This is a genomic window from Enterococcus sp. 3G1_DIV0629, from assembly GCF_002141285.1.
GTDB classification, from domain to species: Bacteria; Bacillota; Bacilli; order Lactobacillales; family Enterococcaceae; genus Enterococcus_B; species Enterococcus_B lactis.
On sequence record NZ_NGLI01000001.1, the window covers coordinates 912163 to 918292 of the forward strand.

Here is a 6130-nt window from a genome sequence, read left to right on the forward strand (position 1 = left end):
AGGGAAAATAAGTGTGTGGCCTGCTTTATTTATTGGTCCGCATATGCTTTTATTTGTCCTATTTTTTCTTATTCCAACAATGATTGGTATTTACGTATCAATGACAGAATGGGATCTATACAGTCAGCCTGTATTTGTTGGATTAGATAACTTTCGGACGTTGCTATGGGATACAGATTCTATTTATCATACTCAATTCATCAATGGATTCAAAAACACGATGCTTTTTGCTTTATTGTCAGTTCCGCTATGTATCGTGATTCCATTAGGTTTAGCCGCAGCGTTATCAGCTAAACCAAGACTTGCCCGTTTTTTTCAATCCATTCTTTACTTGCCTACATTATTCGCTATTTCAGCTGTAATGATCATCTGGGGGTTTTTACTTAGTCTTTCTTTTGGACCTATCAAAGAGCTCTTTGGATTTGATGTTCATTTAACAGGTACGCAACCATGGGCTTGGTTAGCGATAGTAGCTGTAACGATTTGGTGGACAGCAGGAGGTAATCTCATCATCTATACTGCAGCGCTTAGCAATGTTTCCCGAGAATTGCTAGAAGCAGCAGAGTTGGATGGTGCAAACAACGTCACTAAATTTTTCAAGATTTCTCTCCCGTCTATCAAAAATCAATTGTTGTTTACGACAGTTATGACGACGATTGCTCAGTTTAATATTTATGGGCAGCCTTTGATGCTGACAGGGGGTGGCCCAAATAATTCAACACGCGTCTTGATGATGTATATTCAGGAAAATGCTTTTGGAAGCAGTACATCAGTAGCGGGAATGTCCTCCGCGATGGCTGTTCTTTTAGGGTTAGCTATCATGATCGTATCTATATTCCAGTTTGTAAGCATGAAAAAACTAGAAAAGTAGAGGACAGAAAATGAAAGAAAATAAACTAGGTAAAAAAATCGCTTTTTTCTTGCTTCTAGCTGTTTGTATCATTTGGTTGTTCCCTTTGATCTGGGCTGTCTTCACTTCCTTCAAACCAGAAATGGAGATCCAAGCAACAGGTTTCAGTTTGTTACCACAGCAATGGACTTTAGCAAACTATTTGCAGCTGATGGGTAATGAATCGTCTCCCGTTTTTCGATGGTTTGTCAATTCGCTGATTATTTCACTTTCGCATATGCTATTAGTACTTTTTATCGTATCTATGTCTGCATACGGCTATACTCGTCTAACTTTTAAAGGTCGAGAGGTGATCTTTTCTCTTCTTTTAGGCACGATGATGTTTCCAACAGTAATGAATCTTATCCCTAATTTTAAGATCATTGATATGCTTGGTTGGACGAATACGTTTATGGCTGTCATCGTTCCTGGTGCAGCAGGTGTCTACAATATTTTTCTAGTGAGGCAATTTATTCTTGGAATCCCAAAAGAGCTAGACGAATCGGCAGTTGTTGATGGAGCAAATGAATTTCAAATCTTTTATTATATCATCCTGCCTTTGATCAAACCCGTATTGACAGTCGTTGCTTTATTCAGTTTTACCAGTTCATGGAATGATTTTCTTTGGCCTTCTATCGTTATCAATGATATAGATAAATTGCCAATTACTCCAGGATTACAGCTGCTGCAAGGTCAATATCTGACCTACCCAGGGATAGGTGCTGCAGGCGCGTTGTTGGCGCTTGTTCCTACATTCGCACTTTATTTAGTCGCACAGAAAAGCTTTATGAAATCAATGTCCCTACAAAGCGGGATCAAGTAAAGGAAGGTACGTTTTGATGAATAAAACCGAGTATCCAAGACCACAATTTGTTAGAAAAAAATGGCAGAATCTGAATGGAGAATGGCTTTTTGCGTTTGATGATCAATGTGTTGGAATGAAAGAAAAATGGGGGAGCCATCCGAAATATTATGATCAGAAAATCCTTGTTCCTTTTGTATATCAATGCCTGGAAAGTGGGATAAATGATCAAACGCCTCATGATATTGTTTGGTACTACCGTGAATTTGACATAAACAAACAGGATGGTCAGAGAGCAATCCTTCATTTTGGCGCTGTAGATTATTATGCGGATATATTTGTGAACGGACATCATGTCGGACGACATAGCGGTGGACATACCTCTTTTTCGTTTGATATAACCGATTATTTGACAAATGAAAAGCATCAGCAACTATCAGTAAGAGCAGAAGATCCTCATAAAGATGAGAGTATTCCGCGCGGAAAGCAATTTTGGCAAGAAAAACCTGAGGGAATCTGGTACACCAATTCAACGGGTATATGGCAAACTGTCTGGCTGGAAGTGGTGGAAGATGTTTATTTTTCGAACCAATTTCCATCATGAAGGTTGGTCTTGGACACCAGAGACACCCAATTTATTTGATGTAGAATTTGTATTGAAGCAAAAAGAAAACATAAAAGATGTTGTTTCCAGCTATTTTGGTCTGAGAAAGATACATCAAGAAAACGGAATGATTTATCTTAACAATAAACCGTACTATCAGAAGCTAATATTGGATCAAGGATATTGGCCAACTGGTTTAATGACTGCCCCGACTGATGATGCATTAGCAAAAGATATCCAAGTCGCAAAAGAAATGGGGTTTAACGGCTGCCGCAAACACCAAAAGACGGAAGATCCCAGATTCCTCTATTGGGCGGATAAACTTGGCTACCTTGTTTGGGGAGAATGTGCGGCACCTGCTGTGTTTACACATGATTCCAGCAAACGTTTGATGCAGGAATGGACAGAAATCGTTGATCGCGATTATAATCATCCGTGTATTGTTACATGGGTACCGATCAATGAAAGCTGGGGAGTACCTAAAATTTCGTTTGACCGCCAGCAACAGCATTTTTCTCAATCGCTGTACCATTATCTGCATAGTCTGGATGCGACTCGTCTTGTTATTTCAAACGATGGCTGGGCAATGACGGAGACAGATATTTGTGCCATCCATCATTATGGACATGGAGAGGAAAAAGAGGAAGATAAGTATCAAGATTTCGTCACAACCTTAAGTACAAGAGAAGATTTGCTTAATCGACCGTCTACTCCGTGGCCAATATTTGCTAACGGGTTTATATATCAAGGTCAGCCCATTTTGTTGACAGAATTCGGCGGCATTGGTTTTGATTTTTCTGGGCAAAAAGGCTGGGGATATACCTCTGTGAAAAATGAGGTTGATTTTATCAAAAACTACCGGCGGATCATAAATGCTGTATATAGATCAAAGGGACTTTGGGGATTTTGTTATACGCAATTGACAGATGTAGAACAAGAGATCAATGGCTTGTTGACCTATGATCGACAACCAAAATGTGACTTGAAGGAAATAAAAAAAATCAATGATTCTTTCCGTACGCCGTACCTAGAATAATAATAAAACAGACGACAGAGGCTGTGAAAACAGTGTTCTGTTCTTAATATTAGAGAAGCAAAACAGAAAAATAGCTACTTAAATTTTATTGTTTTTGAATACTATTTATTTAAATAAGGGGATGTGCCATCACTTTTGCCACATCCCCAATTGGGTCAAACTTGTTTAGTTGAATATATTTTTTACATAAGGATCCTTAATAGTTACATTGTCTTTTTTCATCACTTTATGGATTGTTTTATCCATGAATTCCGTATCAAGAGTTTTTGTTTCCGTGGCGATTTTTTCTAGCTCTGATTTGTATTTATCTTTATTAGAACCTTTATCCTGTTTTTTTACCATTTTTACTAGATAATAGCTTTGCTGATAAGTCGTTGGATCTGTTACAGGAATGATATCAGAAACTTCCCCGTTGTTTAATTGAAATGCTGCTTTTTTTACTTCAGTAGGAATCCCTGGATTGGTTGAATCAAAATTCATTTTTCCATCAGTTTCCTTTAGTGTTTTATTTTTTCCATAAGCTTGAACAAGCTTGGAGAAATTTTCCCCTTCGTTTGCTTCTTTTTTTGCTTTATCTGCTTCTTCTTTAGTCGAAAATGGGATGATCTGTGTACTAACTTCTGGATGGAATTCTTTCCAAGCAGTGTCTAGCTCTTTATCTGTTAATTTTACATTGGCTTTCAAACCGTACTGGAAAGCCAGCATCTGTTTCAAAAGTTTCTTATATGTCTCTTCCGTTTGGCCAACTGCTTTTAATTGTTCCTTGTAGTTTGGACCAAGTTTTTTGATTTGTTCATTATATTCTTTTGTTACTTCCTTTGAAGAAATCTTTTTTCCGTATACATCATCAAATGCTTTGAAGACGATCATTTTTTTTAATAGTGTTTGATTGTTTGATTTAACTTTTGGGTTATCATAAAAATCCTGAACTGTAAGTGTTCCACCTTTAAACGTTGCAATTGTTTCATTGGACTTGCGACAACCTGAGAATAGCAAAATAGCAAATGCTGAAAGGCACATAATCAGTAGTTGTTTTTTCAAAAAATTTCCCATCCTTTCCTTATTAAAGACAGTCTAACAGAAGAACCAGGCAGACAGTCTTTCATTTTCGTAAGGTTGCTGTAGGTATTCTTAGTTCGTAAAAATCTATTCTCTCTATGATGGAGAACATTTAGATAGTTTTCACGAGACAAGAAAGAAAAGGGTTGTTACACTTAATATAAAGGAGGGATGAAAGATGATCAGGATTATTCGGTTGATTGGATCTGTTTTAATAGTCTTAGTTGGTTTTGTTTTAGGAATTCTTGTCAATAATGCACTTGCGGATATGTTTATCGGAGACAGTGAATGGATTGGAGCAATTGCTGGTACGGTTGGACATTTAGTTGTTTTTTTACTAGCTTTATTTCTTGCTAGTAAGATAGAAGGGAAAAAAGTGGAAGATTATGGTATTTCTGGACGAGGAAAAGACTGGGGATATTTAGCGGGAGGTCTCGTTGTTGGAATTGGAGTGTTTCTGCTTATTACTAGTCCATTATATTTGATAGGGGCGTATCGGTTAGATTCAGGAAACGCAAACATTGTGCCGCTGATCACGAGTTTTATTTTATTTATTGCAGTGGGGGCATCCGAAGAGCTTTTATTCCGTGGCTTTTTTCAGCACCAGCTGCTTAGATTTGGTCCGTTAATAGCAATGATTGGATCTGCTGCATTATTTGCTCTTTTGCACGGATTGAATCCTAACATGACATTTCTGGCAGTTTTCAATATCTTTTTAGCAGGTTGCTTTTTCAGTGCACTTATCTACAGTACAGAAAGTTTATTTACGGCCATCGGTGCTCACATTACTTGGAATTGGACACAAGGAGCTATTTTGGGTATACCAGTCAGCGGAACGCAAGAACAAGGTTTTTTCTCCACTCTGGTTCAATCGCAAAACACAATAATTACTGGGGGAAACTTTGGAGCTGAAGCGTCTATATCGACTACATTATTCTTGTTAGTCTTGATTGTTGGTTTGTTACTCTATGCATATAAAACAAAGCGGATGAAGAAATACACTGCTGTTTATCAATAAAAGATGAAGAAAGCAAGGCTGATATCGGTCTTGCTTTTTTAAGTCTGTCATTGATTAAACTAAAAAGTAAACAAATTCAAGCGAATACACGACATTTTTTGTTAGATATTCACAACTGACTGTCGTGTTCTCATCATTTTCATTTTATATAATTCCTTTATCAAATAGAAGGTAATTATATGGAGAGTGATAGAAATGAAGAAAACAGCGACCGTATTATTTGTTATTCTTGGGCTAAGTATAATTGCAGCAATGATTGGAATCAGTACTTCTGCAAATGAACGAGCAAATGAGAATCTTTCATTTACTGTGAAAACTGATCGGATCGTTTATGACATGACACAACAAGTCATTACTATTCCGGTTAAACCAAACAAAAGCGTGAATGCTAGTGATGTACATGCTGTTCTAACATATGGTTGGGATGGTAATGGAAGTTCAGAAAAGGTTATTGGGGAAGTTTATTTAAAAGACGTACAATGGACCGCTGGTATTGAGTATACAATAATGATTTCTGCAGAACTATCGATTGATGAGATCAAGAGTAAAGATAAAGTTGATTTGATTGTTTTTTATGATGAACAGATGACGATTACGGAGAATTTGAAACCAAACAGTTGGACAGTTGTTGGACCGCCAAGCAGTACGGATAGCACAAGTAGTGAAAGCAGTACAGAAAACACGAGCAGTGAAAGCAGCACAGAAAACACGAGCAGTGAAAG

The 6130-nt window shown here is 37.4% G+C and carries 4 protein-coding genes and 2 pseudogenes; 5 read left to right on the forward strand and 1 reads right to left on the reverse strand.

The window, feature by feature from the left end:
- Positions 1-43 precede the first annotated feature (43 nt).
- The 3 genes and pseudogenes from A5816_RS04680 (at position 44) to A5816_RS04690 (ending at position 3331) form a co-directional block, all read left to right on the forward strand.
- On the forward strand, positions 44-871 hold the full coding sequence (locus A5816_RS04680; protein WP_373404614.1) for a carbohydrate ABC transporter permease: 828 nt from the start codon (positions 44-46) through the stop codon (positions 869-871).
- A 10-nt stretch (positions 872-881) separates the two neighbouring features.
- A complete protein-coding gene (locus A5816_RS04685) occupies positions 882-1712 on the forward strand; it encodes a carbohydrate ABC transporter permease (RefSeq protein ID WP_081156665.1) in 831 nt (276 codons plus the stop codon).
- Positions 1713-1728: 16 nt separating this feature from the next.
- Positions 1729-3331 (forward strand): annotated as a pseudogene (locus A5816_RS04690) (glycoside hydrolase family 2 protein).
- Positions 3332-3496: 165 nt separating this feature from the next.
- On the opposite strand, the gene A5816_RS04695 reads toward A5816_RS04690, so the two are convergent.
- Positions 3497-4384 (reverse strand): peptidyl-prolyl cis-trans isomerase, encoded by an 888-nt coding sequence (locus tag A5816_RS04695; RefSeq protein ID WP_086310846.1) that lies wholly within the window; start codon positions 4382-4384, stop codon positions 3497-3499.
- A 184-nt stretch (positions 4385-4568) separates the two neighbouring features.
- Here A5816_RS04695 and A5816_RS04700 point away from each other — a divergent pair, with 184 nt between their 5' ends.
- Together A5816_RS04700 and sgrA are read left to right on the forward strand one after the other, a co-directional pair.
- A complete protein-coding gene (locus tag A5816_RS04700) occupies positions 4569-5408 on the forward strand; it encodes a CPBP family intramembrane glutamic endopeptidase (protein ID WP_086310847.1) in 840 nt (279 codons plus the stop codon).
- Positions 5409-5603: 195 nt separating this feature from the next.
- Positions 5604-6130, forward strand: a pseudogene (gene sgrA / locus A5816_RS16515) (LPXTG-anchored fibrinogen/nidogen-binding adhesin SgrA); the annotation flags it as partial.

What these genes read in the sequence shown, in the direction of transcription:
- A5816_RS04680 (WP_373404614.1), top strand. Translation starts at nt 44, where the DNA reads ATGCTTTTATTTGTCCTATTTTTTCTTATTCCAACAATGATTGGTATT.
- A5816_RS04685 (WP_081156665.1), top strand. Translation starts at nt 882, where the DNA reads ATGAAAGAAAATAAACTAGGTAAAAAAATCGCTTTTTTCTTGCTTCTA.
- A5816_RS04695 (WP_086310846.1), bottom strand. Translation starts at nt 4,384, where the DNA reads ATGGGAAATTTTTTGAAAAAACAACTACTGATTATGTGCCTTTCAGCA.
- A5816_RS04700 (WP_086310847.1), top strand. Translation starts at nt 4,569, where the DNA reads ATGATCAGGATTATTCGGTTGATTGGATCTGTTTTAATAGTCTTAGTT.